This window comes from Roseateles sp. (genome assembly GCF_049240545.1).
In the GTDB taxonomy this organism is placed as follows: domain Bacteria; phylum Pseudomonadota; class Gammaproteobacteria; order Burkholderiales; family Burkholderiaceae_C; genus Paucibacter_A.
The window spans coordinates 1-22971 of the sequence record NZ_JBMLSK010000374.1 but is presented as its reverse complement, the minus strand read 5'-3'; the positions used below and the strand labels follow the sequence as shown (position 1 = coordinate 22971).

The following is a 22971-nucleotide window of genomic DNA, read 5'->3' as shown; positions in this document are numbered from 1 at the left end:
CTGCCGCTCAAAACTCCATCAAATCCCCAGCCTGCAAGGCGCGGATGCGATGCGGGGTTTCAAGTGCCGACACGGCGCTCATCACCGCTTCGCCCTCGCCCGGCTTGATGTGGGTGATGTGCACGGCCACGCTGCCGGTCAACTGCGCCAACTCTGGCCCGAGGCTGGCGGGGCAGTGATGCCGGCTGACGCGAGCGAGTTGCGCTTCATCGTCGCCAAAGGCGGTTTCGATCACCAATGAAAAAGGACGGTCTCTTCAGACCGCCCTTCATTCACACAAATCTTACTTGCGAGCTATCAGGTCTTCGGCAAGTACTTAGCCGGAATACTGCCACCTACAGTGGTCTTACAAGATGCACCAGCCGTGCAACTGACGGTGTAGACAATATTTTTGGCGTCAATCGCGGCGTCATTGAAGCCTTGCAGAACGATAGTCACGGTGCCAGCTGTCGCACTTGTACCTGCAGCAGTCACCGAAGCTACATACTTACCGTTAATAGCAGTTGCCGCCGCCATACCGAGTGCGGTGTTGTCAGTAGCAGTGCTGAGACTTCCATCATTAAACGCCAAATTGATGTTTTTGATCGCAGTAGCAGCCAAAGCCGTAGCTTCTGACATTTTGCCTTTGGTCGTGTAATCCTGATAAGCCGGCAACGCCACGGCTGCCAAGATGCCGATGATGGCCACGACGATCATCAGTTCGATCAGGGTGAAACCTTGTTGGATGCGCTTCATGTTCATGACGGAAACTCCTGGAGAGGGGTGTTGAGGGGTAGAGACACCCCCCCTGAATGCAGGGGTCGTGCCAGGCTCTTGGGCCGAAAACTTCGTGCGCTTTGTCACGCTTCTCGGCGTGCCAGCGCCAAAGATCTGACAATTTTTGTCAGCCCGACCGACAGGATCGGCCGAAGCCTAGAAAACTGACCATATTTGTCGCTCTTGAGGGTGGGAAAAGTCATGGCTGAGGGGCATTTCGGTCGAGGTGGGTCAAGTGCAGCGGCCTGAAATGAAAAAAGGCATCGCCGGAATGACGATGCCTTTGAAATTCAAGCTGCAAAAACTGCCGCTCAAAACTCCATCAAATCCCCAGCCTGCAAGGCGCGGATGCGATGCGGTGTTTGCAAGGCTGCGACCGCGCCCATTACCGCCCGGCCCTCGCCCGGCTTGATGTGGGTGATGTGCACCGCCACGCTGCCGGTCAACTGCGCCAACTCGGGGCCGAGGCTGGCGGGGCAGTGATGCCGGCTGACGCGGGCGAGTTGGGCCTCATCATCGCCAAAGGCGGTTTCGATCACCAAATGGGCGATCGACAGGCTGGCCAGTCGTTGCCACAAGGCCGGATTCGGCCCGGTATCGCCGGTAAAGACCCAGCTGCCCTGCGCGCCATGCACCGCAAAGCCGACCGCTGGCACCGTGTGGGCGGCCGTCAAGACCTCGATCTCGCGGCTGCCCAATGTCAATGTTTGGCCGAGTTCAAAGGGATGCAGGCTCAGCACCGGGCGCTCGGGGCTGGGCAAACGGGTGAAATCGGGCCAGATGACGCCGTTGAAGATGTGCTGGCGCATGGCCTGCAAGGTCTCGGGCAGGGCGTGCACCTGGATCGGTGGACGGCCGGCGGCCTCGCGCTCCCGCAAGACCGTGTCGGCCAGCAAGGGGATGGACAGGATGTGGTCCAGATGCGAGTGGCTGACCAACACATGGTCAATACGCACCAACTCTTGCAAAGACAGATCGCCCACGCCGGTGCCGGCATCGATCAAGACGTCATCATCGAGCAAGAAGGCGGTGGTCTTGAAACCGGCTGCAATAGCTCCGGAACAACCAAGAACGCGTATTTTCATGACAGAGGACTTTGCTGCGGTAAAGCGTGCCGGGGCACGCAGCCGCAGCGGAAGACACCACTTTAATGGCAGGCGGGCGCCGCGCAAGGGAGCATTACCGGCTTTGGGCGCCAGCCGCCAAGCGCATCGGCAAGACTGCCCGAAGCTGTGACTTGCTTCACAAGCGCGGCACCGCCGAGCGCACTTGGCATACTGCGCGATCCAGCATCTCGACACGCCATGGCCAAGAAACCTCCCCGCCTCATTCCTGACCCGATGCAGTTCACAAGCTTGGGAGGCTTGAGTGGGTTCAGCAAAGAAGAACTGGTGGAACGTGCGCATGCGATCAAGTCAGGCTTGAAACAACGCCCTCCCAGCAAGCCCGACGTCGCCCCGCCGCAGCCGGAGGATGTGCAGGCGGTGCTCGACGCCTTGCTGCTGACCGATGGTGCTCGCGGCGCGGCAGGTCTTTGCCAATGGATGCAGGCCCTCGGTGTCAAGCACCAGGGCAGCGGCGGCGATCAGCCCTTTCAGCTGCCGCAGGTGACACATTGCCTGCAAACCTTGCAGGATCAAGGCATGGCCGAGATCGTCGCCGGCCGCGGCTATGTGGCCGATTTGCAGGCCAATGCCGAACGGCTGCAGACTCTGCTGCTGCGCCCCGAGGCAGCGCAGTACTGGCGCTGCCTGGCCTGGGTTTATGGTGGCGGCTACGGCGATGTCCGGCGCGAACTGGCCTGGATCAGCTACCGCAGCGATCAAGAAAAAGTCAGCCTGCTGCGCCTCTACATCCATTCGGGCGTCAAACGGGTCGAGTTTGACCGCCAGGTCTCGACCCATTTGCAGGATCTCCTCTCCCCGCTGGTCATGCTGCAAGCCATCAGCCAGCCCTGGCTGCCGCAGGCCATTGGCAAGATCGACCCGGAACTGCGCGGCAAGCTGCTGGCCCATGTTTTGGCCATGCTTCCACCCACCGACCCGCGCGCCCATTTGATGGCGCAATGGCTGGAATCGAGCTTCAAGGCCGAGCCGATGTCGGTGGCGCCGGAGCTGCGCGGCCGCTTGGCCGAGGCGCGGGTGCAGGCCTTGGACTTCGAGGGCATGCACCGCCTGCTCGAAGGACTGCAAGGCCCCAGCGTGCCCATGTTTGCCGCCTGCGAGCAGGCCGCGCGCGGCGCATGGGCCGAAGCCGCCACCACCTTCGAAGCCGTGATGAAAGAGCTGCGCAAGCTCAGCGGCGCCCGCCGGGGCGCGCTCGATGATGCGATCGCGCGCATTTATGTGCTGTGCCTGCTCGCGCAAGCCGAGCCCAAAGTCTGGACCACGGCGCGCAAGTTTTGTATCGCCGAATCGGGCTCGCGCAGCCCTTCGCCGCATGAGCAATGGGGACGCTGGGCCCATGTGATCGGCACCCGCTTGGGCGAGGACAGCCTGGACCCCGACTGCCTGGCCTATCAGCCGGCGCTGGAGTTGCGCGAGCACAGCCTGGGCGCCGCCGCCGATCGCCTGCTGCTGGCAGCCTGGGCCGGCAAGGCGGCCGAGGGCTGGAGCGCCGCAAGCGTACAAACCGTGGTGAAGCGCCTGCACAGCAGCGGTCAGCTGTGGCTGGCCATTTGGGTGGCTGCCGCAGCGGCGCGGCTGGAGATCGAGCTGCCGCCGCTCGCGCTGAATGGCGTCAAGCCTCCCGCAAACTTCCTCGGTGCACCGCGCGAACCCTGGCGCGATGCCCTGGCCGCCATTGCCTCGCTGGGCGAGGAAAAAGCCGCCAAGCCCGCCGCCAGCAGCACGGAGCTGGCCTGGCAAATCACGCTGGACCCGCAAGGCCGTATGCAAGACCTGGAACCGCTGGAGCGCAGCGTAAGCGCCCGCGGCGTGACCAAGTTCAAGCCGGTGCCCTTGAGCCGGCTGAAGAAAAACGGCGCCGCCAGCGCGCGCGACAACGCGGTGCTGCGCCATATCGAACGCAGCCCTTATGGCGGCGTCAACAGCTTTCAGATCGATGCCTCGCAAGGCGTGGTCGCCCTGATCGGCCACCCGGCGGTGATGTTTGCCGATGCGCCCGGCCAATGGGTGGAGTTGGTGGAAGCCCAACCGGAGCTGGAAGTGCTGCGCCGACCGAACAAAGCGGGCGTGGCCGGCGAAGAGCAGTTTGAGTTTTCAATCCACCCGCCCTTGGTGGGCGTGGAGCCGCCACGGCTGTTCGGCTTTTTTGGCAACAGCCATGAGACCGAGAGCGCCAAGCGCGATGCCTTGCGCATCGTGCGGGATGGGCCGCAGCGTGCCCGCCTGATCCGCATCAGCAGCGCCCAGCGCCGGGTGGCGGAGCTGGTGGCGCAAGGTTGGTCGGTGCCCACCAGCGCCAGCGCCGAGTTGGGCGCGGCCTTGCAGGTCTTGAGCGGCTTGTTCCAGCTGCACAGCGACGCCGAGGCCGGCCAGCAAGTGCCGGGCGACAGCCGCTTGCGCGCGCGCCTGCTGCCGCTGGGCGAGGGCTTGCAGCTGCAGCTGGTGGCCCAACCCTTTGGCAGCTTTGGCCCCGCCGTCACGCCGGGGCGTGGCCGCGAGCGCCTGATGTGCATGCACGAAGGCCTGAGCCTGGCCACCGAGCGCGATCTGGCCGCTGAGGCCGCCACCCGCAGCGCGGTGCTGGAGGCCTTGCCCTTTTTGGACCCCGAGCTGGGGCCAGAATCGCCCTGGCAGCTGGCCGATGCCGAAGAGGCGCTGCGCGTGGTCGAAGTGCTGCCCAGCCTGCCCGGCATTGCCGCGCTCGACTGGCCCAAGGGCAAGCCGCTGCGCGTCAAGCCACTGGACAGCACGCAGATGCGGGTGCAGGTCAGCAGCGGCCGCGACTGGCTGGCGCTGAATGGCGAGGCGCAAATGGACGAGGGTCGCGTCATCGGCCTGCAAGAGCTGCTGAACTTGGCGCGCGCCTCGCGCAGCCGCTTTGTGCGCCTGGGTGAGGGCGAGTACCTGGCCTTGAGCGAACAGTTGCGCCAGCAGCTGCGCGACCTCGACGCGCTGGGCCAGGCCAAGAAAGACCAGCTGCAGCTGCCCCACGCGGTGGCCTCCTGGCTGGACGAAACACTGATCGATATGGCGGTCGAGGGCGACTCGCCCTGGCAGGCCCGCATGGATGCCCTGGCCAGCGCCAGCGCCTTGCAGCCCGCGCTGCCGGCCGGCCTGCGCGCTGAATTGCGCAGCTATCAGCTGGAAGGCTTCGTCTGGATGAGCCGCCTGGCCCAAGCCGGCCTGGGCGCTTGCCTGGCCGACGATATGGGCTTGGGCAAAACGGTGCAGACCTTGGCGTTGCTGGTCGACCGGGCCGAGCTGGGCCCGGCCCTGGTGCTGGCGCCGACCTCGGTGTGTGGCAACTGGCTGGCCGAGACGCAGCAGTTCGCGCCCGGTCTGCGCTGCTCGATTTATGGCGAGGCCATTGACGCCGAAGCCCGCGCCGCCCTGGTCCAAGAAGCCGGGCCGGGTGACGTGCTGGTGGTGAGTTATGCGCTGGCACAGATCGATGCCGAAGTCTTTGCCGGCAAGGACTGGGCCACACTGGTGATGGACGAGGCGCAGGCCTTGAAGAACGCCGCCACCAAGCGCGCCAAATCGGTGGCCGAGTTCAAGGCCGGTTTCCGGCTGGCCTTGTCGGGCACACCGGTGGAGAACCGCCTGGCCGATCTCTGGTCCATCATGAACCTCATCAACCCCGGCCTCTTGGGCAGCAGCCCGCAGTTCAGCGAACGCTTTGCCACGCCGATTGAGAAGCACCAAGATGCGGTGGTGCGGCAGCGCCTGCGCCGCCTGGTCTCGCCCTTCCTGCTGCGCCGCACCAAAACCCAGGTGCTGCAAGACCTGCCGCCGCGCACCGAGATTGTTCACCTCGTGCAGCCCAGCACCGAGGAGCGCAACTTTTTGGAGGCACTGCGGCGCTCGGCGCAAGAAGCCGTCAGCGCCGCCGCCAGCAGCGGCCAGCCGGCACCGATGCAGGTCTTGGCCGAGCTGATGCGGCTGCGCCGCGCCGCCTGTGACCCGCGCTTGGTGGCGCCGGAGTTGGGCCTGGTCGGCTCCAAGCTGGCCGAGTTTGAAAGCATCGTGCGCGAACTGGTCGACGGCTCGCACAAGGCCCTGGTCTTCAGCCAGTTCACCGACTATCTGAAGCTGCTGGCCGAGCGCCTGGACAGCATGGGCGTCAAGTACCAATACCTGGACGGCAGCACCCCGGCGTCTGAGCGCAGCAAGCGGGTGGCGGCCTTCCAGCGCGGCGAGGGCGAGGTGTTTTTGATCAGCCTGAAGGCGGGCGGCTTTGGCCTGAACCTGACCATGGCCGACTATGTCTTGATCGTCGACCCCTGGTGGAACCCGGCCGCCGAAGACCAAGCCACCGGCCGCGCCCACCGCATGGGCCAGAAGCGCCCGGTCACCGTTTACCGCTTGGTGACGGCCGGCTCGGTGGAAGAGCGCATCATCGATCTGCACCGCGAAAAACGCGGTCTGGCCGATGGCATCTTGGAAGGGCAGGACGAGGCCACGGTGCTGGATGCGCAGGCCTTGGCGGCCCTGCTGCGCGGCTGAGCGTGCCCACAGCCATCCCCTAGAATCGCCCCGCGCCGTCTCGCAAGGACGGCGCAGCGTTCTCAGGGCGGGGCGAAATTCCCCACCGGCGGTATTCATGCCTTGGCATGAGAGCCCGCGAGCGCCTTGGCCGAGTTCCGACCCGGCCAAGGGTCAGCAGATCTGGTGCGATGCCAGAGCCGACGGTCACAGTCCGGATGAAAGAGAAACGCGATGCTCTCGGCAGCGCCGCACCGGCTCGGGTTTTCGAAAGAAGGCCTGGGGCGGGGTGGCGCCGCTGCGTTTTCGCGCGCCCTGATTTATGTCCCACACCTCAAAGGTCAAGCATGAATCAGCGATTCAACAACGATAGCAAGTCCCCCTCGCCACTCGGCCTATTCAAGGCCAGGGCATCCTCCATTCGCCTGGCCATCATCTCGGCCGGTTGGCATGCCGACATCGTCGGCCAGTCGCGCGAAGCCTGTCTGGCCGAGTTGCAAGCCCATAGCCTGCCGCCCGATCAGATCGATTGTTTCGAGGTGCCCGGCGCCTTCGAGATCCCCTTGCACGCCAAGACCTTGGCGGAGAGCGGCCGCTTTGATGCGGTGATCGCCTGCGGCCTCATCGTGGACGGCGGCATCTACCGCCACGACTTTGTCGCCACGGCAGTGATCGACGGCCTGATGCGGGTGCAACTCGACAGCGGTGTGCCGGTGTTCTCGGCGGTACTGACGCCGCATCACTTCCATGAGCATGAAGAGCACCGCCGCTACTTCAGCGAGCACTTCGTCAAGAAAGGCCGCGAGGCGGCGCAGGCCTGCATGCAAACGCTGGGCGCGCGTTTGGCCTTGGCTGCTTTGCAAGCCTAAGGAAAGGCCAGTCGCAAACGGCTCGTGAAGCGGCGCGACTCGCCGCTGATCGGGTCCACAAAGCTGAGCTCGCGGGCCAGCAGTTGCAAGGGCCGGCTGAAGTCCGGCTCTTGCTCCACCGGCAACAAGTCGGGATAGATGCGGTCGCCAACAATCGGCAGGCCCAAGGCGTTCATGTGCGCGCGCAGCTGGTGTTTTTGGCCGGTGCTGGGGTAGAGCGCATAACGCGCTAAACCAGTGTCATCCGTCAAGCGCTCCAGCAAGGTCACCCGTGTCTCGGCATTGCAGGCGCCCTCGACCTCTTCCATCTGCATAAAAGCCTCGCTGCGTTCTTGCAGGCGGCTGCGACGCGTCAGCGGCAAGCTCAGTTCAGGCTTGAAAGGGGCAATCGATTCGTAGACCTTGTCCACCAAGCGCTCGCGAAACAGCGCTTGGTAGGCGCCGCGCTGCTCGGGCTGGATGCAAAACACCACCAGGCCGGCGGTCTCGCGGTCGATGCGGTGAATCGGGCTCAGATCGGCCAGGCCGGTGCGGCGCTTCAGCCGCGTGAGCAAGGTTTCCTGCACATAACGGCCGCTAGGCGTAACCGGCAAAAAGTGCGGCTTGTCGGCGATCAGCAGATGCTCGTCTTGAAAAAGAATCGTCTCGGCGAAAGGGATGGGCGGTTCGGCGGCCAGTTCGCGGTAGTAAAAAATGCGCCCTCCGCCGCGATAGCAAGCATCGACCGGCAAGACTTGACCCTGCTCACCGAACACGCTGCCACTCTGCATGCGCTGGACCCAGACCGCTCGCGTCACCTGCGGCATACGTTGGTCCAGAAAGTCCAGCATCAGGCGCCAGGGCCCTGTCTGCGGCAGGGCTACGGCGCTGACACTGACGCCATCACGCAAGGGCAAGGCCGGACCGAACGCACGGCTCATTCGATCTGCGGCCCGCCGCGCGCACGCTCATCAAAATAGCGCAGCAGGCGCCGACGCTCCTGCGCGTCCGAACTGGGGCCCAACCAAGTGCGCAACCAAGTCTCGCGCTGTGGATCGGCGGCCATCTTGCGAATCGCGCGGTCTATGGCCTCGATTTGCGCGCGCCCCTGGGCATTGCGGCTGCAGGAGATGTAGCGCAGGCTGTCCATCTGACTCTCTTTGATGGGCAACATGAGCAGATCGTCTGGCCCTTCATCGACATAGGCGCTGACTTCCGACTTCGTCTCCAAGGTGTAGTCCATGCGCTTGGCGCGCAGCATGGCCAGCAGTTGGGCGCCTTTGCGAACCGACAAGGTCTGTACGCGCTCTTGGTTCGAACTCTGCAAGAGCTGATCAATCTGCCGCCCATAGGATCGGTCACGGGCCAACAAGCCGTTCAAATCTTGTCGCTGCAGCAGTTCACTGAGGGAGATCGGCGAACCCAGATCGGAGAACTTCTCGGCTTGGTCGCGTCGAAGCACCACATAGAGTTGGTTCGAGGCCAGCCAGGGAATCATGGGGGTGAAGAAGCGATCCTTGAGCCGATCTGGACTGCGCTTGTGCAAGGGCGAGCACACGGTTTCTCCGCTTTTCACCATCAACTCAAAGCGGGGCAAGGTGGCGTCAAAGAACTCGTGCCGGTACTGCGGCAACTCTGCAATCAACAGGCGCAAGAAGCCGTCGATTTCGCCGTCCCCCAGGTCAGCGGCCCGCCGGGGCGCTTGTCCTCCTGGAAAGCTGAACAGCGGTGGCGCATCTTGCACGAACCAGCGCATGGTCGACCCGCCCGCATGCAGCACAGGCGCCGCAAAGCTCAGCGCTGCAAGCAGCAGGCCGGAGCGCAGAAGGGAAGGCAAGAGGCGCATGCAGCAAGGACTCAGTCGCCGTCCACCCACTCGATGCGAGTGCCCAGCGAGCAGATGTTCTCGACAAAGCGCGGATGCGCGCGGCGGATCGGCGTGGCGTTGCGGATCACCGACTTGCCCGGAATGCTGGCTGCCACCATCAGCAGGGCAATGGCCACGCGGATGATGTAAGGGCTCTCCACCTCGGCCGGGTGCATGGGCTTGCCGCCAAAGGTGACCATGCGGTGCGGGTCGGACAAGAAGGCGTGGCCGCCGAACTTGCTCAGCTCCGAGGTCCAGCCCATGGCGCCGTCATAGATCTTGTTCCAGAACATCACGCTGCCTTCGGCCTTGACGCCCAGGGCGACAAAGATCGGCAACAGATCCACCGGCAGATAAGGCCAGGGCGCCGCCTCGACCTTTTGCAAGATATTGCGGGTGAAGGGTTCTTTGACCTTCAAGGGGCCGTTCGTGACCGAGCGCGACCAGCCGTTCTCATGAATGATCTGCACGCCGAACTTGGCAAAAGTGCGGTCGATCAGCGGGAACTGCTCGGGCGTGGAGTTACGCACCTCGACCCGGCCGCCAGTGATAGCACCCAGGGCCAGGAAGGTGACGATCTCATGGAAGTCTTCGGCAAAGGTGAACTCACCGCCGCCCAGGCGCTCCACGCCATCAATGGTCAGGCGCGAGGTGCCCAGGCCCTCGATCTTGGCGCCCAGCATCTTCAGAAAAGCGCAGAACTCCTGCACATGCGGCTCGGAGGCGGCGTTCATCAGCGTCGAGCGGCCCTGGGCCAACGCGCCGCAGAGCACAAAGTTCTCGGTGGTGGTAACCGAGGCGTAGTCGGTCCAGTGGTCATTCGCCCGCAGCTTGCCCGCCACCTTCAAGACCAAGCCATCGCTGTGGCGCTCGACCTCGGCGCCGAAGCGCTGAAACACCTCCACATGCGGGTCGATCTCGCGCACGCCCAAAGTGCAGCCGGTCACATCGTCTTCAATCCGGGCGCTGCCAAAGCGCGCCATCAGGCCCGGCACCAACATGATGCTGGAGCGCATTTCTTCCGGCAGGCGGTCGGTGGCGGCGTCGAAATGCGTGTTGCGGTGGTGCACATCCAGCACGCCGCTGGCGTAGTCGATCTCCACCGAGCTGCCCAGATTGCGGAAGACCTCGAGGATCTTCTTCACATCGGTGATCTCGGGCACCCCGCGCAAGCGCACCGGCTCGGCCGTCAACAAGGTGGCGCACAGAATGGGCAATACAGCGTTCTTGTTGGCGGAAGGGATGATGCGGCCCGCCAAGGGCGTGCCGCCGTGAACGATCAGATTCGACATGAAAACAATGGGGGGCGCGAGACAGAAGCGGAGATTATCGACGCAGGCCAGGATCAAGGCCTGCGAGCGTGGGTTTTCAGCGCCATCGATGCTACGCTGCTTCCACGCTGCGACGCCGCGCCGACACCTCTTGAGCCCCTCGCATCACCATGAGTCTGAACCGCCGTCAGTCGCTCTTGCTGCCTTCCGCCGCCCTGGCCTGGGCGGCTGCGCTGCGCTCGGGTGGGGCTCATGGGCAGCTCAGTCCCGGTTTGGCGGAGATCGAAGCCGCGGCCCGCAGCGAGGGCTGGTTGCACAGTGCCGGCATGCCCAATACCTGGGCCAACTGGGAGGCCAGTTGGGCGGACCTGAAGCGGCTTTACGGCATCCAACACCGGGATTGGAATCTGACCAGCGCCGAAAGCTTGGAACGGATGGAAGCCGAGGGCGCGAAGGCCACGCTGGATCTTGCCGATGTCGGCTTTGAGTACGGGGCCATCGCCCGGGGTCGCCGCATCAGTCGACCCCACAAGCCCAGCCAGTGGGCGCAGATTCCCGAATGGGCCAAGGACAGCGAGGGCTTCTGGGCCCTGGCCTATACCGGCACCGTGGCCTTTTTGGTCGACACGCGACGCAGCGCGGAACGCGGCGTGCCGCGCAGCTGGGCCGAGCTGTTCGAGCGCGGCCACAAGGTGCTGGTGGGCGAAGTCGGTTCCTCGGCCCTGGCCAGCGCCGGCGTGCTGGCGGCGGCGATTGCACTCGGCGGCCATGAGCAAGAACTCAAGCCCGCGCTGGGGCGCTTCGCCCGACTGGCCGCCCGGGGCCTGCTGTTAACGCAAGGCCCCTCCCAAGCGCGGGTGGAAGCGGGCGTTGCGGACGTCTACATCACCTGGGACTTCTTGGCCCTGGGCCTGCGCGAGCGCCTGAACCGGCCGCGCGACTTTGAGGTCTTGATTCCTGCCGACGGCTCGGTGACCAGCGGCTACACCACCCTCATCAACAAGCATGCCCCGCACCCCAATGCTGCCCTGCTGACACGCGAGTTCATCTTCAGCGACGCCGGGCAACTCCATCTCGCCCGCGGCTTTGCACGGCCGATTCGTCTCGATCATCTGAAGCTGCCCCCCGCCATCAGCCAGGCCCTGCTTGACCCCGCGCAGTACCGCAAGGCCCGGGCCGTGAAGCCCTTCATCTGGGCCTGGGAAGCCAAGAAGCTGGCACAGTCCTGGACCAAGGACGTGCTCAGTCAAGCCAAGCCCGCCTCGCGCTGAACAGCGACTCCAAACGCAAGAAAGCGCCTGAGCGGAATGGGGTCAACATGACCCTCGCTGGGAAACAGGCAAAATCCGCCCCGGCGGCCGTTTTAGAGTCGGCCATCTATTTGATGAAGCTTTGATGTAACGCGTACTGGCCCGCGGCAACTTCCCGCCTAATGCGCGCTGCTTTTTTGACCTTGCCCTGAGCCCTGTGCTCGAAAGTTGAATTCGATGAAACGTCTGGATGATTTCCGCCTGCGCCTGGGTCGCCATGAGTTGGTGCCCATCGTGATTGGAGGCATGGGAGTCGATATCTCCTCCTCCGACCTGGCTTTGGAGGCCGCGCGCCTCGGCGGTATCGGTCATATCTCCGACGCGATGGTCAATACCGTCACCGACCGCCGCTACAAGACCAAATACGTCAAGGCCAAACAGGCGCAGTACCAGTACAACGTCGCCTCGGAAGACAAGTCCGAAGTGAAGTTCAATCTGGAGCACCTGGCCGAAGCCACACGCGCGCATGTGGAACACACCATGTCGCGCAAGCAGGGCAAGGGTCTGATCTTCATCAACTGCATGGAAAAGTTGACGATGAACGGGCCGAAGGAAACGCTGGCCGTGCGCATGAACTCGGCGCTGGACGCCGGCATTGACGGCATCACCCTGGCGGCCGGCCTGCATCTGGGCTCGTTCGCCTTGATCGCCGATCACCCGCGCTTTCGCGAAGCCAAGCTGGGCATCATCGTGTCCTCGCTGCGCGCGCTGCAGCTGTTTTTGAAGAAGAACAGCCGCTTGAACCGCCTGCCCGACTATGTGGTGATCGAAGGCCCGCTGGCCGGCGGCCACCTGGGCTTTGGCATGGACTGGGCCGAGTACGACCTGGCCACCATCGTCACCGAGATTCACCAATACCTGCTGGCCGAGAAGCTGGAGATCCCGCTGATCGCCGCCGGCGGCATCTTCACCGGCAGCGATGCGGTGCGCTTCCTGGAACTGGGCGCCTCTGGCGTGCAGGTCGCCACGCGCTTCACCGTCACCCGCGAATGCGGCCTGCCGGACGACATCAAGCAGGAGTACTTCAAAGCCAGCGAGAGCGATATCGAGGTCAACGAGATCTCGCCCACCGGCTACCCGATGCGCATGATCACCTCCAGCCCCGGCATCGGTGACGGCATCCGCCCGAACTGCGAGGCCTATGGCTATTTGCTCGATGCCAATGGCAAGTGCGCCTACATCAGCTCTTACAACCGCGAAGTGGCGGCGCATCCCGGCGAGCGCCGCGTCAAGGTGCAGGACAAGACCTGCTTGTGCACCCATATGCGCAACTTCGACATCTGGACCTGCGGCCAGCTGACCTGGCGCCTGAAAGACACCACGCATCGCAACCCCGATGGCAGCTACCAGCTGCTGACGGCCGAGCATGTGTTCAAGGACTACCAGTTCAGCACCGACAACCGCGTCGCCCTGCCTGAGCCGGAGTTGGCGGTCACGGCCTAAAGACGAGGGCGGCGGGCGCGGGTCAACTCAGACCCGCGTCCAATCCATCAGCCAGTTTTCTTCCCAGCTCTTGCCCTGGTCTCGCGATACCGCCTGATACCAGCGGCAGCTGCGGGGGGTGATGCGATCCCAGACACCGCGCACGATGATGGGTGTGTCGCCGTCCTGGTCGTCCGAGTCCCAAGTGCCGACGCCTTGCACAAAGCTGCCCCAGGCAGGTGGCGGCGTCAGCACACCGCTTTTGCTATTGACCCAGTGGTCGGCCCAGAGCTTTTTCTCCGGGTCTAGCAGGCGCAAGCCCATGCCGCTGAAATTGCGCTGAGGAATGCGCAGCTCTTCGATGCTGGCCCTGCCGGCCAGAATGCCGAAGACCGTGGCCTCGCCCTCAAAGCTCTCCCAGACGCCGTTCTTACGCTGGCGGTTTTTGATGCGCCATTCGCCGCTCAAGAAATCAAAGTCGCCGGGCTTGCCGGTGGCGGCGGGAGGCTGACTGGCGGCCTTGGCCGAGCCCAGGCTCAGCGGGCCCGCAGCGGCCAGCGTGGCGGCTGCGGCCTGCAGCAGATTGCGGCGTTGAGGGTCGGTGGCGGTGCTTTCCATGATCAGGCACTCCTTTGAAGTGAAAAGGGTGCGTTCACTTTAGGAGGCCATCAGGACAGAAACCGCCCTGTATCGAACAGTGCTTAGCGCAAGCTCTCGTTCAAGACCGTGGCCAGGCGCCGGGCTGCGGCCGTCAGCTGCGCCAACAGGGTCGCGTCATGGCCGTGGGCATAGCGTTCATCGACCTTGTGCCCCTCAGGGTAGAAGCCCGCTGCGCTGGCGATCTGGCAAGAGGCTTGCGCCCACAAGGCGGGCTCGGCCTCAGCGCGTGCGGCGGCCATCACTTGCGAGCGCTGCAAGGCCGGGCTTTGCTGAGAGGCCGGCTTTTTGGCTTGCGTGCCGGCGGCATTGGACGCCTCCGCGGCCAGCTGCGATTGCAGAGCCAGCGCGCCGCCGGGGCGGTTCAAAATCAGGCCCGAGTCCCACAGCGAATGCAGATTCGAGCCGCGCCCGAAACCCTGCACCTGATAGCTATTGCCGCCGCGATCGTCGGCAAAGCCGGCATGCAAGGGCTGATGCACATCGCCCACCAGATGCACCACGTACTTCAGAGCCTTCAGGCGCTGCTCATCCGGCGCCGTGCTTTGCAAGACAGCCCGCTGCCGCTGAATGGCCTCGACCACGCAGGCGCCGTCTTCGCAATCTCGCTGCGGCTCGTAAGTGCAAGCCGCATCGCGTGGAAAGTTGACGTAATGCCAGCGGCCGGTTTGCGGCGAGCGGTGCTCATCGGCCCAGGTAGAAATGGAGGCCAAGCTGCTGCCCGGCTCCAGCGCCAGCAGGCGATCAACCTCGGCGCGCGCCGCCGGGCTGAGTTGCTGCTCGGCCACGCGGGCGATCAAACGGTGGCCATCGGCGCCCCAGGCTTGCACCTCCAAGGTTTGCATCAGAGAACAGGGCAGGGCCAGAGCCAAGAAAGCGCGCCACGGGAACCGAGGGCGCGCAGACAAATTCAAAGGAGACAACAAGGGCGGCGGACTTCAAAAAGCACAACAGAGAAAACGAAAGAGAAACCGGGGCCAAGCCTCCGTCGCACAGGCTTGTCGCTTCAACCACTGCCAGAACAAGCTGCGGCCGGGCCGGATTGTGCCAAAGCACTTTCTGGCTCAGGTCGGCCAGGTGATCAAGCGCTGAGCCCTGAAACGCAAAAACCCCAGGCGCTTGTGGCGGCTGGGGTTTCAAAGGCGGCAGGGCTGGATGACGAAGCGGTGAGCGTTCATCCCTGGGCCGGCGGAGGTGTGGCGTCGGCCTGCTGCGCAAGACAGTGGGTTTGTGTAGAACCCATGCATTCAGTGTAGGCAGCCCGCCTGAGCAGAAAATTGCGAAGATGGCAAAAACTCGGCCGTGTTTGGCAGAAAATTGCTCAAACCATCAAAACTAAGGCATGCACATGGAATTAGACCGCATCGACCGCCAGATCCTGGAGGTTTTGCAGCACGACGGGCGCATCAACAACCAAGACCTGGCCGACCGCGTCGGCCTCTCGCCCTCGCCCTGCCTGCGGCGTGTCCGCGCGCTGGAAGAAAGCGGCCTGATCGCCGGCTACCGCGCGCTGCTGGACGCCAAAAAGCTAGGACTGAGCCTGATGGCCTTGGTGCACATCTCCATGGACCAGCACACGCCCGAGCGCTTCGCCAACTTCGAGGCCTCGGTGCAGGTGCTGCCCGAGGTGCTGGAGTGCTTGCTCATCACCGGCCAGGCAGCCGACTACCAGCTCAAGCTGGTGGTGCGCGATATGGACCATTTCCAAGCCCTGCTGCTGGGCAAGCTAACGCGTATCCAAGGCGTCACCGGCGTGCATTCAAGCTTTGTCATGCGGCAGGTGGTGAGTCGCACGGCCTTGCCGGTGAGTAGCCTGTAGATCGGCCAACGAAGGCGACCCGATTCGCTTGCTTCGGGTTGGGCAAGCCGGGCTCGGGGCTTGCGTGGGCGTCTGCCTGCAATCGCTCGATTTAGCCGAGCAAACGACCACAACGAAAGTTTTTCGCCATTGACTGGGCCAACGTCCACTGATTGCGGGTGCGAGTCCACCCTGACATTCGCAAAACCTTGGGCTAGCGAATTTTTCATAGCTGACGCAACATGGCGGCTCCGCTTTTGATTGGAACCAGGTCACGCATGAAACACACCCTGATTGCCAGCGCCCTGCTCGGCGCCGCCTCCCTCGTCCAAGCCGCCGGCTTCCAGCTCAGCAGCCCCGACATCAAGCCGGGCAGCCTGATGGACGCCAAATTCGAGTTCAACGGCTTCGGCTGCAGCGGCGAGAACAAATCACCCGCCCTGCAATGGCGCGGCGCACCGGCCGGCACCAAATCCTTCGCCGTGACGGTGTATGACCCCGACGCCCCCACCGGCTCCGGCTGGTGGCACTGGTCCGTCATCAACCTGCCCGCCGATGTGAACGAACTCAAGCCCGACGCCGGCGCTGTAGGCGGCGCCAATTTGCCCAAGGGCGCCAGCCATGTGCGCATCGACTATGGCGTGGCCGGCTGGGGCGGCCTGTGCCCTCCGCAAGGCGACAAGCCGCACCGCTACATCTTCACGGTGCACGCGCTGAAGGTCGAGAAGCTCGATATCCCCGCCGACGTCACCGCTGCACTCGCCGGCTACATGATCAACGCCAACGCCTTGGGCAAGGCGAGCTTCACGGCGAAGTACGGCCGAGCCAAGGCCAAGTAAAGCGCGCTGCTTGAGCCGAGCCCCCTCAGCTTGAGGCGGGCTGCCTCAGCCGAAGAAGCCCAGATCACGCTGGCTGTAGCCGCTGATCTGCGGCAGGACGCGCGGCAACTCGGAGGCGCTGACGCCCATCCAGGTCGCCAGCGTGGCCGCCAATTGATCCACCGAAGTGCTGGGCAACAAACGCCCCTGACCCACGTCCTCCGGCCCGCCCAAGGTGGCCGAGGGCAACGTGCCGTAGAAACGCCCACCCTGGACCGCGCCGCCCATCACCATGTGGTGGCTGCCCCAGCCGTGATCGGAGCCGTCGCCATTGCTGGTCAGCGTGCGCCCAAAGTCCGAGGCGGTGAAGCTGGTGACCTTGTCGGCCACGCCCAACTCCACTGTGGCGTCATAGAAGCTGGCCAAGGCGTCGTTGATGGTGCTGAGCAGGCCAGGATGCTGGGTGGGCAAGAAATCGTGCAGGTCAAAGCCGCCGATGGAGACAAAAAACACCTGCCGGCTGGCGCCCAGGGTGCTGCGGGCGGCGATCAGCTTGGCCACCATTTGCAACTGGCTGCTCAGGCCGCTGCTGCTGTCAAACGGAGTCGCCAGCGCCGGCAGGCTGGCCAGCGCGCCGTTGACAATGGACTGCGCGCTGACCGAGCGGCTGACCACCCGATTCAGCTCCTGCTCCATCCAGTGACTGCGATCGGCGGTGATCAGGCTGCGCAGGGCATCCGCGCAGGCCTGGGAACCAAACAGGGGCCTGCTGATACCGTTGATGGCCACCGCGCCGCTGCTCGACAGCTGGTACTGCACCGCCTGCTGGCCCGCCATGAAAACCGCATTGCCCGAAACATTGATGCAGGTGAAGGTGGCGTTGCCGTTGGCCGCCAAGAACTGATCGCCCATGCGCCCACCCCAACCCGAGGTGGAACCTTCCGGCAGGCTGGACTGCCAAACGCTTTGCTGGTCATTGTGCGAGAACAACTTGGGCGGCAGCGGCACGCTGGCGGCCTTGTACTGCGCCAAGGTAGTGGGTTGCATCAAGGTGCCAACGTTGAACAACACCCCCAAGCGGCCCGCATCAAAGATGGCTTTCAGCTTGCCCATCTGAGGCGCCAAGGCCATCTGCCGCCCTCCGGCCAAGGCAACACTGGGGCTCAGTGCGGTGGCGGCCAGCTGATCGCGCGGCGTCGCGATGGTTTGGCGGATGTTGGCATAACTGTTGTAACTGGCGGCGTCATAGGGGATGACGGTGTTGGCATAGTCGTTGCCGCCGTAGAGAAACACACAGACCAAGGCCTTGTAGTCGCCGGGCGCGGCGGCCGCCGCAGCCTCGCCGATGCCGGCCAGGCTGAGCGCCCAAGGCGCAGCACTGCCTGCCAAGGCCAAGGCCGAGCTGCGGCGCATGAATTCGCGCCGCTGCAATTGCTTGAGAGCGTTCGTCGTCATGGCCGGCCTCACTTTTGAATCAGGTACTCGGGGCAGGCCATCACCAGCAGGATGGCGGCTTGCACGCGGTTGAGCTTGCCCGCATCGGTGCTGGCGGCAATGCCACCTACCGCCGTCGCAATGGTGCTGCGGGTGGCGCTGGACAAGGTGTTGCCACTCAAACGCAGTGCCAAATCATTGACCAAGGCGTTGGCATCGGACGCCAGCGCCAGCTCGGCGGTGTAGCTGGCCTTGAGCTCGCCCACGCCGCTGCCAATGGCCGTCTGCAAAAAGTTCAGGTAGCCGGCGACCGAGCTTTCATTGCAGAGCTGAAACTCCGGCGCGGTGATGTTGTTGCTGCCCAGTACGGAGTTGGGCGGCACATAGCCGGGACGGAAAAAGTTGAACACCGAGGGGCTGCGCAGCGGACTCTGCCCCAGGCGAGTTGCCGGGTTGCTGGTATCACCGATGTTCCAAAGCTCGTTGGGCGAGCTGAGGGCAAAGCTACGGCCCCATTGGATGAAACGCTGCAGCGGCTCGCGCAGCTTGCCGCCGCTATTGCCCGTGGCCACGCTGCGCGCCTCGCTGTCCAGCAGAACCGCCTTGATCACGGCCTTGAGGTCCCCACGTACCCCGGCGCCGTTGTTGTTGAACACCGTGGCCACCCGCTGCACATAGGCCGGGCTCGGGTTGGAGCAGACCAGGCGTTGAATCAGTTGCCGGCCGATAAAGGGTCCCACATTGGGATGATCGGCCAGGGTATCCAAGGCCGTCTTCAAGGCCTGCGGACCTGTCGCGCTGGACGCGATGTCCACATTCAAGACCTTCTTGGCACCACTCGAGAACTTGGCGGCGTTGTGCACCATCGGCTTGCGCATGAACGCCGGGTCGGTGGCGCTGGCACCATCGAAATCCCAGCCGGTGAAGACCCGCGCCAGCTCGGTGATGTGGGTTTGGGTATAGGTCTCCTTGGCCTTGCCACTGCCGTCCAAGACCGGGCTGCCATCGAGCTTCAGCTCCACCAGGCCGATGGTGAAGAGCTGCATCACCTCGCGCGCATAGTTCTCATCCGGCACACGCCCGGTGGCAGCGTCTTCCTTTTGGTTGCCGCGCATATTCAGGTACACGCCCATGGCACATGAGAGCGTCACCCCGTCCAGCAATTCGCGATAGCTGCCAAAGCAGCGTTGCTCCAGCATGTCCACATAGGCCGCCACCGCCATGCCCCGCCAAGTCACGGGCAGACCCGCCATCGAGACCACAAAGATCTCGCTGAGCGCCAGCACCACACGTTGGCGCAGGCTGTCCGGCGCGCTGAGCAGCTTGCGCCACAAGGTGTTGTCCACCCCGGCAAAGCTGTTGCGGTTGTCCACCACCGCATAGCCCTTGGCCATCATCCAGTCGAAGTGCGGGCTGCTGACCGGCAAGGCCATTTGTGCATCCAACCAAGCCGCATAGCCCTGCGTCTTGACGGCATCGATCTCATTGCGATGGGCGGCAAACGTGGCCTGCGCCAGGAAGCGGGCCGCTTCGGCGTCGGTCGGTGCAGCGGGGGGCGGGGCCGGTGCAGGCGGCGGTGGGGCTGGCGCGGGCGCGGGCGCAGGGGCGGGTGCTTCTGCACCACCACCTCCGCCTCCGCAGGCGCTCAGCGCAGCCGCAGTCGCCGCCAGGGCCAGCGCCTGCGCGGCTGCATCAGAAGGCGGCGTCTTCGCCAAAGGCAAAGCCGGGTTGACCGGGCCATCGGCTGCAGCCCAGGGTGCGGCCGATGGCAAGGGGGCGTCGGTGAGCGTGGGCATGGCAGTGGGTATCCTCAATCAACGGGGCCAAGGCTCTTGGCCTGCTGTCATTCTCAAACGGAACAACGCTGGCCTGCGGGCATTAGCACACGCTGGGCACTGCTGAAGCGATCGGCTTTGTGCTTCTTTACCTGCGGAAACCTGAGCGAAACCTCGCCGCCCGGCCTACGCCGTTCAAGCCCGGTCGGAGCGACTCAGCAAAGCACGGATGCGGGCAATCGTGGCCTCCACCGGCGCATCCCGAGAGACCTCCAGCCCCAGTTCCCGCGCGATCTGATTCACCTTGGCCGGATGCAGCGGAATGCCGCCCGCGTCAATGGCCGCGATCAGCGCACGGGCTTGGGCCTGCTCGGGCTTGGCAGCGCCGCGCTGGGTCAGCAGGCGGCGCAAGGGAGAGGGTTTCATGGGCGAACCTTGGGTCAGAACGGCCGCTTGTTTTGTTTCTACCAGCCCATTGAGCAGAGCCGCTAGCGGCAGCTTGCCAATTGGCAAGCCCCACCCAGAGTGAACACACCTGACGCGGTCGGCCGCGTCACGGGGACTCGGCCACGGCAGGCTCCCCTCGGGTCTTCCACAGCGACACCAGCACGCCACCGGCAATCAAGCCAAAGGTCACGCTCAAGGAGATCACCGCAGGGATCTTGCCGATGATGCCGACCAGGAAGATCTTGCTGCCAATGAACACCAGCACCAAGGCCAGGGCGTACTTCAGGTACTTGAAGCGGTGAATCATCGCGGCCAGCGCGAAGTACAGCGCGCGCAAACCCAGGATCGCGAAGATATTGCTGGTGTAGACGATGAAGGGGTCGGTGGTGATCGCAAAGATGGCCGGCACCGAATCGACCGCGAAGATCAGATCGACGAACTCGACCAGCACCAAGGCCAGAAACAAGGGCGTCGCGAAACGCTCCAGCTTGCCGGTCTTGGGGTCGGTCTCGCGCACCCAGAACGCATTGCCACGCAGGCCCTCGGTCACGCGCATCTTCCGCTTCAGAAACTTCAGCAGCGGGTTGTTCGCGATGTCGGGCATGTGGTCGGCAATGATCCACATCTTGATGCCGGTGAAGATCAGGAAGGCGCCGAACAGGTAGAGCACCCAGCTGAACTGGCTGACCAGCGTCGCACCCAAGCCAATCATGATCGCGCGCAGCACGATCACGCCCAAGATGCCCCAGAACAGCACCCGGTGCTGGTACTGGCGCGGGATGGCGAAGAAGCTGAAGATCAGCGCAATGACGAAGACGTTGTCCATCGACAGCGACTTCTCGATCATGAAGCCGGTGTAATAGTCCATGCCGCTTTGCGCGCCCAGATACCACCAGACCCAGGCGCCGAAAAGCAAGGCCACGCTGATGTAGCCGGCCGACAGCAGCAGGCTTTCGCGCACGCCGATCTCGTGATCGTCCTTGTGCAGAACGCCCAGGTCGAACGCCAGCAGCGCAACGACGATACCCACGAAGGTGAGCCAGACCCAAGCGGGCTTGCCCAGGAAGTCGGCCATCAGGAAAGGATGCAGAAAGTCCATGATTGACCTCAGAGGATTTGGGCAACAACGACCAGCGAGGGGCCGGCCTTGGCCCCGAATTTGCCGCTTCCATCGTGGCGACACAGCGCAAGCAGGGTCACAAGGGGGCGGCCGCTGAGGGCGTAGGACATGATCGTTCTCTCTGAGATGTTCGGGTGAGTCGGAGTGTGGGGATCTTTCCGATTCAAACAAACCAGATCAACGCGCAGTTCAACTTCGGCTTTTCCGCACCGGAACACACCTATTGAACGACCGTCTTCGCTATGAAGACTGGGTCGGCACCCCGAAAGGCGGTTTGACACAGGCCGCTGAAGGGCTGGAAATGGCGAGCGCAGCGCTCACCGAGGCGGGGCAGCCCGCATGGACGCTTGAGAGCGTCAGTGTTCGCTGGAGCGGGGCGAACCCGGTCAACAGCTTCAAGGGGCAGAGGGAACCCTCGCCCGGGCGTTCAGCGCCGCAGTCGCGCGATCAGCCGCGCACCGGCCAGCACGGGTATCAAGATGATCGAGTTGGACACCAGCCCGGCAAGGACGGCGTGGGTCAGACTTCCCGAGCCGCTAGGCATGGTGGCGGGGATCATGACCGCCACGAACACCACACCCAAGATCAGTGGCAGGACGCGCCCTGTCACCGCAGCGGTTCTCTGCATCGTGACCACGAGGGCGATGATCAGTCCAATGCGGAAAAGGTCGGTCAATTGCGAAAACACGAGATCGGTCAAAACGGCATCTCCCTTGTCAAATGCACACCGGGCCGTGGCTTCAAGGAAACCACGGCCCGGCGCTCGAGATGGGCTTATCGGCCGCCGTCGCCGGCGAAGATATCCTTCTTGTGGGTACCACCCGGCACGAGCAGCGCACCGATGACCAACGTCATGACGGCCACCACGATGGCGTACCACAGGCCCGAGTAGATGTTACCGGTCTGCGCCGAAATCGCGAAGGCGGTCGCCGGCATCAGGCCACCGAACCAACCGTTACCGATGTGATACGGCAGCGACAGGCCCGAGTAACGGATGCGGGTCGGGAACAGTTCCACCAGCATCGCGGCGATCGGGCCGTAGACCATGGTCACCAAGATGACGAGGTAGGTCAGGATGGCGATGATCGTCAGCTTCTGCGCCGTGAAGATGTCGAAGAAGTGCTGGGCCTTGGCAATGGTCTTGTTGTCGGCCGGGACCATCGGGTAACCCGCCTGCTTCAACGCCGCGTTCAGCGCGCCGTCGAACGAGGCCTTGGCTTTCTTCAAATCGTCGCCGGCCAGCTTGCCCGCGTCATACGACGGGATGGAGGTTTCGCCGACCTTCACCACGGCCAGCGTGCCAGGCGCTGCGCCTTCCACGGTGGTGTAGTTCACCGAGGTACGCGCCAACTGTGCTTTGGCGATATCGCAAGACGACGTGAACTTGGCCGTTCCCGTGGGGTTGAACTGGAACGAGCAGTCTTCCTTGTTCACGGTCACCGAGACGGGCGTCTGGTGCGCTTGGTAGATCGCGGGATTGGCTGTCTTGGTCAGCAAGCTGAACACCGGCAGGAAGGTGACGGCACCCAGCAGGCAGCCGGCCAGAATGATGGGCTTGCGGCCGATGCGGTCAGACAGCGCGCCGAAGAACAGGAAGCCGCCGGTACCCAGGATCAAGGACCAAGCCACCATCACGTTGGCCGTGAAGCTGTCGACCTTGATCACGTTTTGCATGAAGAACAGCGCGTAGAACTGGCCCGTGTACCAAACCACGGCCTGACCTGCAACGAGGCCGAACAGCGCGATGAGGGCGATCTTGCCGTTCTTCCAGTTGCCGAAGGCTTCGCTCAGCGGAGCCTTGGAGGTGCGGCCCTCTTCCTTCATCTTCTTGAAGGC

At 63.9% G+C, this 22971-nt stretch carries 20 protein-coding genes, 1 pseudogene and 1 riboswitch; of the genes and pseudogenes, 6 read left to right on the top strand and 15 right to left on the bottom strand.

The annotated features are described in order from the left end of the window. Positions 1-7: 7 nt before the first annotated feature. The 3 genes from ACOVRJ_RS22655 to ACOVRJ_RS22645 form a co-directional block, all read right to left on the bottom strand. Complete coding sequence (locus tag ACOVRJ_RS22655) at positions 8-238, bottom strand: hypothetical protein (protein ID WP_422046084.1); 231 nt, start codon at positions 236-238, stop codon at positions 8-10. Positions 239-297: 59 nt separating this feature from the next. Then, on the bottom strand, positions 298-741 hold the full coding sequence (locus tag ACOVRJ_RS22650) for a pilin (protein WP_422046083.1): 444 nt from the start codon (positions 739-741) through the stop codon (positions 298-300). 326 nt (positions 742-1067) lie between these two features. Then, entirely contained in the window at positions 1068-1841 is a 774-nt protein-coding gene (locus ACOVRJ_RS22645; RefSeq protein ID WP_422046082.1) for an MBL fold metallo-hydrolase, read from the bottom strand. 255 nt (positions 1842-2096) lie between these two features. Between ACOVRJ_RS22645 and ACOVRJ_RS22640 the strand changes: the two genes are divergently transcribed. Then, positions 2097-6389, top strand: coding sequence for a DEAD/DEAH box helicase (locus ACOVRJ_RS22640; protein ID WP_422046081.1), 4293 nt, complete (start codon positions 2097-2099; stop codon positions 6387-6389). Between the two features lie 54 nt (positions 6390-6443). Next, a riboswitch (FMN riboswitch) is annotated at positions 6444-6603 on the top strand. A 112-nt stretch (positions 6604-6715) separates the two neighbouring features. Beyond that, positions 6716-7237: a 6,7-dimethyl-8-ribityllumazine synthase gene (locus ACOVRJ_RS22635; protein ID WP_422046080.1), complete on the top strand. Its 522-nt coding sequence runs from the start codon at positions 6716-6718 to the stop codon at positions 7235-7237. Here ACOVRJ_RS22635 and ACOVRJ_RS22630 read toward each other — a convergent pair. The 3 genes from ACOVRJ_RS22630 to ACOVRJ_RS22620 are packed head-to-tail and all read right to left on the bottom strand — an operon-like array spanning position 7234 to position 10375. Further along, the gene (locus ACOVRJ_RS22630; protein WP_422046079.1) at positions 7234-8157 is read right to left on the bottom strand and encodes a pseudouridine synthase; all 924 of its coding nucleotides are present in this window, start codon (positions 8155-8157) and stop codon (positions 7234-7236) included. The two genes, ACOVRJ_RS22635 and ACOVRJ_RS22630, sit on opposite strands and share 4 nt — an antisense overlap. Further along, the gene (locus ACOVRJ_RS22625) at positions 8154-9062 is read right to left on the bottom strand and encodes a TIGR02285 family protein (RefSeq protein ID WP_422046078.1); all 909 of its coding nucleotides are present in this window, start codon (positions 9060-9062) and stop codon (positions 8154-8156) included. The genes ACOVRJ_RS22630 and ACOVRJ_RS22625 overlap by 4 nt, the downstream gene beginning before the upstream one ends. A gap of 11 nt (positions 9063-9073) precedes the next feature. Continuing rightward, positions 9074-10375, bottom strand: coding sequence for a UDP-N-acetylglucosamine 1-carboxyvinyltransferase (locus ACOVRJ_RS22620; protein ID WP_422046077.1), 1302 nt, complete (start codon positions 10373-10375; stop codon positions 9074-9076). 149 nt (positions 10376-10524) lie between these two features. Here ACOVRJ_RS22620 and ACOVRJ_RS22615 point away from each other — a divergent pair, with 149 nt between their 5' ends. Then, the gene (locus ACOVRJ_RS22615) at positions 10525-11625 is read left to right on the top strand and encodes an ABC transporter substrate-binding protein (RefSeq protein WP_422046076.1); all 1101 of its coding nucleotides are present in this window, start codon (positions 10525-10527) and stop codon (positions 11623-11625) included. Between the two features lie 216 nt (positions 11626-11841). Continuing rightward, positions 11842-13107 carry a nitronate monooxygenase gene (locus ACOVRJ_RS22610; protein ID WP_422046075.1) on the top strand — a complete coding sequence of 422 codons (1266 nt, stop codon included), beginning with the start codon at positions 11842-11844 and terminating at the stop codon, positions 13105-13107. Positions 13108-13134: 27 nt separating this feature from the next. Here the strand turns inward: ACOVRJ_RS22610 and ACOVRJ_RS22605 are convergent, their stop codons facing one another. Both ACOVRJ_RS22605 and ACOVRJ_RS22600 read right to left on the bottom strand, forming a co-directional pair. Then, positions 13135-13704, bottom strand: coding sequence for a hypothetical protein (locus tag ACOVRJ_RS22605; protein ID WP_422046074.1), 570 nt, complete (start codon positions 13702-13704; stop codon positions 13135-13137). A gap of 83 nt (positions 13705-13787) precedes the next feature. Beyond that, positions 13788-14588: a S1/P1 nuclease gene (locus tag ACOVRJ_RS22600; RefSeq protein WP_422046073.1), complete on the bottom strand. Its 801-nt coding sequence runs from the start codon at positions 14586-14588 to the stop codon at positions 13788-13790. 503 nt (positions 14589-15091) lie between these two features. On the opposite strand from ACOVRJ_RS22600, the gene ACOVRJ_RS22595 reads away from it, so the two are divergent. Together ACOVRJ_RS22595 and ACOVRJ_RS22590 are read left to right on the top strand one after the other, a co-directional pair. Continuing rightward, complete coding sequence (locus ACOVRJ_RS22595) at positions 15092-15562, top strand: Lrp/AsnC family transcriptional regulator (protein WP_422046123.1); 471 nt, start codon at positions 15092-15094, stop codon at positions 15560-15562. A gap of 257 nt (positions 15563-15819) precedes the next feature. Further along, positions 15820-16380: a YbhB/YbcL family Raf kinase inhibitor-like protein gene (locus ACOVRJ_RS22590; protein ID WP_422046072.1), complete on the top strand. Its 561-nt coding sequence runs from the start codon at positions 15820-15822 to the stop codon at positions 16378-16380. A 45-nt stretch (positions 16381-16425) separates the two neighbouring features. Here ACOVRJ_RS22590 and ACOVRJ_RS22585 read toward each other — a convergent pair whose 3' ends face one another. The 7 genes and pseudogenes from ACOVRJ_RS22585 to ACOVRJ_RS22555 form a co-directional block, all read right to left on the bottom strand. After that, a complete protein-coding gene (locus ACOVRJ_RS22585; RefSeq protein WP_422046071.1) occupies positions 16426-17814 on the bottom strand; it encodes a DUF1501 domain-containing protein in 1389 nt (462 codons plus the stop codon). Between the two features lie 8 nt (positions 17815-17822). After that, the gene (locus tag ACOVRJ_RS22580) at positions 17823-19589 is read right to left on the bottom strand and encodes a DUF1800 domain-containing protein (RefSeq protein WP_422046070.1); all 1767 of its coding nucleotides are present in this window, start codon (positions 19587-19589) and stop codon (positions 17823-17825) included. A gap of 174 nt (positions 19590-19763) precedes the next feature. Then, positions 19764-19994: a hypothetical protein gene (locus ACOVRJ_RS22575; RefSeq protein WP_422046069.1), complete on the bottom strand. Its 231-nt coding sequence runs from the start codon at positions 19992-19994 to the stop codon at positions 19764-19766. 127 nt (positions 19995-20121) lie between these two features. Then, the gene (locus tag ACOVRJ_RS22570) at positions 20122-21114 is read right to left on the bottom strand and encodes a TerC family protein (RefSeq protein ID WP_422046068.1); all 993 of its coding nucleotides are present in this window, start codon (positions 21112-21114) and stop codon (positions 20122-20124) included. Between the two features lie 8 nt (positions 21115-21122). Continuing rightward, the gene (locus ACOVRJ_RS22565; protein ID WP_422046067.1) at positions 21123-21245 is read right to left on the bottom strand and encodes a hypothetical protein; all 123 of its coding nucleotides are present in this window, start codon (positions 21243-21245) and stop codon (positions 21123-21125) included. 317 nt (positions 21246-21562) lie between these two features. Further along, entirely contained in the window at positions 21563-21835 is a 273-nt protein-coding gene (locus ACOVRJ_RS22560) for a hypothetical protein (protein ID WP_422046066.1), read from the bottom strand. A 74-nt stretch (positions 21836-21909) separates the two neighbouring features. Then, positions 21910-22971 (bottom strand): annotated as a pseudogene (locus ACOVRJ_RS22555) (MFS transporter); the annotation flags it as partial.

Bases quoted from the DNA above. Each gene is read 5' to 3' on its own strand.
- ACOVRJ_RS22565 (WP_422046067.1), bottom strand. From the start codon at position 21,245: ATGTCCTACGCCCTCAGCGGCCGCCCCCTTGTGACCCTGCTTGCGCTG.
- ACOVRJ_RS22595 (WP_422046123.1), top strand. From the start codon at position 15,092: ATGGAATTAGACCGCATCGACCGCCAGATCCTGGAGGTTTTGCAGCAC.
- ACOVRJ_RS22620 (WP_422046077.1), bottom strand. From the start codon at position 10,375: ATGTCGAATCTGATCGTTCACGGCGGCACGCCCTTGGCGGGCCGCATC.
- ACOVRJ_RS22575 (WP_422046069.1), bottom strand. From the start codon at position 19,994: ATGAAACCCTCTCCCTTGCGCCGCCTGCTGACCCAGCGCGGCGCTGCC.
- ACOVRJ_RS22650 (WP_422046083.1), bottom strand. From the start codon at position 741: ATGAACATGAAGCGCATCCAACAAGGTTTCACCCTGATCGAACTGATG.
- ACOVRJ_RS22625 (WP_422046078.1), bottom strand. From the start codon at position 9,062: ATGCGCCTCTTGCCTTCCCTTCTGCGCTCCGGCCTGCTGCTTGCAGCG.
- ACOVRJ_RS22630 (WP_422046079.1), bottom strand. From the start codon at position 8,157: ATGAGCCGTGCGTTCGGTCCGGCCTTGCCCTTGCGTGATGGCGTCAGT.
- ACOVRJ_RS22570 (WP_422046068.1), bottom strand. From the start codon at position 21,114: ATGGACTTTCTGCATCCTTTCCTGATGGCCGACTTCCTGGGCAAGCCC.
- ACOVRJ_RS22585 (WP_422046071.1), bottom strand. From the start codon at position 17,814: ATGACGACGAACGCTCTCAAGCAATTGCAGCGGCGCGAATTCATGCGC.
- ACOVRJ_RS22635 (WP_422046080.1), top strand. From the start codon at position 6,716: ATGAATCAGCGATTCAACAACGATAGCAAGTCCCCCTCGCCACTCGGC.
- ACOVRJ_RS22615 (WP_422046076.1), top strand. From the start codon at position 10,525: ATGAGTCTGAACCGCCGTCAGTCGCTCTTGCTGCCTTCCGCCGCCCTG.
- ACOVRJ_RS22600 (WP_422046073.1), bottom strand. From the start codon at position 14,588: ATGCAAACCTTGGAGGTGCAAGCCTGGGGCGCCGATGGCCACCGTTTG.
- ACOVRJ_RS22605 (WP_422046074.1), bottom strand. From the start codon at position 13,704: ATGGAAAGCACCGCCACCGACCCTCAACGCCGCAATCTGCTGCAGGCC.
- ACOVRJ_RS22580 (WP_422046070.1), bottom strand. From the start codon at position 19,589: ATGCCCACGCTCACCGACGCCCCCTTGCCATCGGCCGCACCCTGGGCT.
- ACOVRJ_RS22640 (WP_422046081.1), top strand. From the start codon at position 2,097: ATGCAGTTCACAAGCTTGGGAGGCTTGAGTGGGTTCAGCAAAGAAGAA.
- ACOVRJ_RS22590 (WP_422046072.1), top strand. From the start codon at position 15,820: ATGAAACACACCCTGATTGCCAGCGCCCTGCTCGGCGCCGCCTCCCTC.
- ACOVRJ_RS22610 (WP_422046075.1), top strand. From the start codon at position 11,842: ATGAAACGTCTGGATGATTTCCGCCTGCGCCTGGGTCGCCATGAGTTG.
- ACOVRJ_RS22645 (WP_422046082.1), bottom strand. From the start codon at position 1,841: ATGAAAATACGCGTTCTTGGTTGTTCCGGAGCTATTGCAGCCGGTTTC.